1 protein-coding gene is annotated in these 1687 nt (G+C 42.9%); it reads left to right on the top strand.

Translation table 11 applies throughout. The features are described 5' to 3' along the window. Positions 1 to 45: 45 nt before the first annotated feature. Positions 46 to 1687, top strand: a 1642-nt coding sequence (locus tag ACZFYI_RS20095; protein ID WP_462525901.1) for an alpha-galactosidase, incomplete at its 3' end; no start/stop codon positions are given.

Genomic DNA, 1687 nt, shown 5'->3' on the forward strand with positions numbered 1-1687 from the left:
TTATTTTTTTATATTGATTCAATAATTAACCTGATATGTAATCCTATGCTTAAGCGAACTATCCAAGCTGCCTGCTATTTTCTTTTTGTTTTTCTTTTGGCCTGTAATTCTAACTTGAAAGAGGAAAGTTTTTCTGATTGGCTTGTCGATGGACAAGAGAGAAAAGCAGTAATAACTGTTTTGGAAGAAAAGGAAATTCAAATGGAAAACGGGCTGATCCGCAGAAGTTTCGTTCTCTCACCCAATCTGGCTTGCTATGATTTCACCAACCTGATGACGGGCGAGCAAATGCTCAGGACTCCTATGCCTGAGGCCCGAGTCACTTTAAATGGTAAAACCTATAAGGTCGGAGGGCTAACTGGCCAAGAAGAAAAAGGATTTTTCAAATCAGAATGGCTCGATGAAATGGTCTCTTCCTTGGAAGATTTCCAATACCAATCCTATGAAATCGGAGAAATTAAGGCTCATTTTCCTACCAAAACTGTTTTTTGGACAGGCCATATAAAAGATGCTTCTGGCAAAAAAGTTAGCTTTTCCTATATCCATCCTGATTTTCCAAATCTCATTTTGAAAGTACACTATGAGATGTACGATAATCTTCCTTTGATTGGGAAGTATTTGACCATGGAAAATTCAGGAACCGAAAGCCTCCATATCGATCAGGTGGTCAATGAAATCCTCGGCATCGTGGAGGAGGAATCCGCGGTGGTCGGCAGTACGGAAAAGATGAAAAAGCCCCACCAACTTTATATCGAAAACAACTTTGCCTTCAACAACGCCATGCACGCCGAGCTCAGCAGTCAGGCTACGCATTGGAAGCCGGATTCCAGCTATACCTCCCAGGTCAATTATGAACTGCGGACTCCCAATATCCTCGAAGTCTATCCCGAAAGGGGAATAGGAATCGACCTGAAGCCGGGAGAAAATTTCCAGTCAATCCGTACGTATGAATTGGTTTTGGACAGTTATGACAGAGAGCGAAATGGTCTGGCAAGGAGAAAAATGTACCGGGCATTGGCTCCTTGGACTTTGCAGAATCCAATTTTTATGCATTTGGTGAGTAAAAATGACGAAGAGGTCATAACTGCCATTGACCAATGTGTCGCCACAGGATATGAAGCGCTGATTTTGAGTTTTGGCAGCCATATCAACATGGAGGATATTTCTCCTGAAAATATCAGAAGATGGAAAGGACTTGCAGATTATGCCCATGAAAAAGGGATCAAAATCGGGGGCTATTCGCTTTTCAGTTCCCGTAGAATCAGCGATGAACATGATGTCATCAGTCCACTGACCGGGAAACCCGGCGGTGCTTTTTTTGGAAATGCCCCTTGCATGGCAAGTCATTGGGGTTTGGAATATTTAGATAAGCTCAAGTTTTTCTTTGAAAATACCGGTTTTGATATTTTTGAAAATGACGGGCCCTATCCCGGCGATGTCTGTGCTTCTACTTCCCATCCCGGGCATGAGGGACTCCATGATTCCCAATGGGTACAGATCAACCTTCAAAAAGGACTTTACCAATGGATGAATGCAAGGGGGATTTATATCAACGCACCCGATTGGTACTTCTTGGATGGGACGCACAAAATTGCGCTAGGTTATCGGGAAGTGAATTTTTCCCTTCCCAGAGAAAGGCAAAAAATCCTGAACAGGCAGAATATCCATGATGGAACCTGGGAAAAAA

This window comes from Aquiflexum sp. (genome assembly GCF_977115555.1).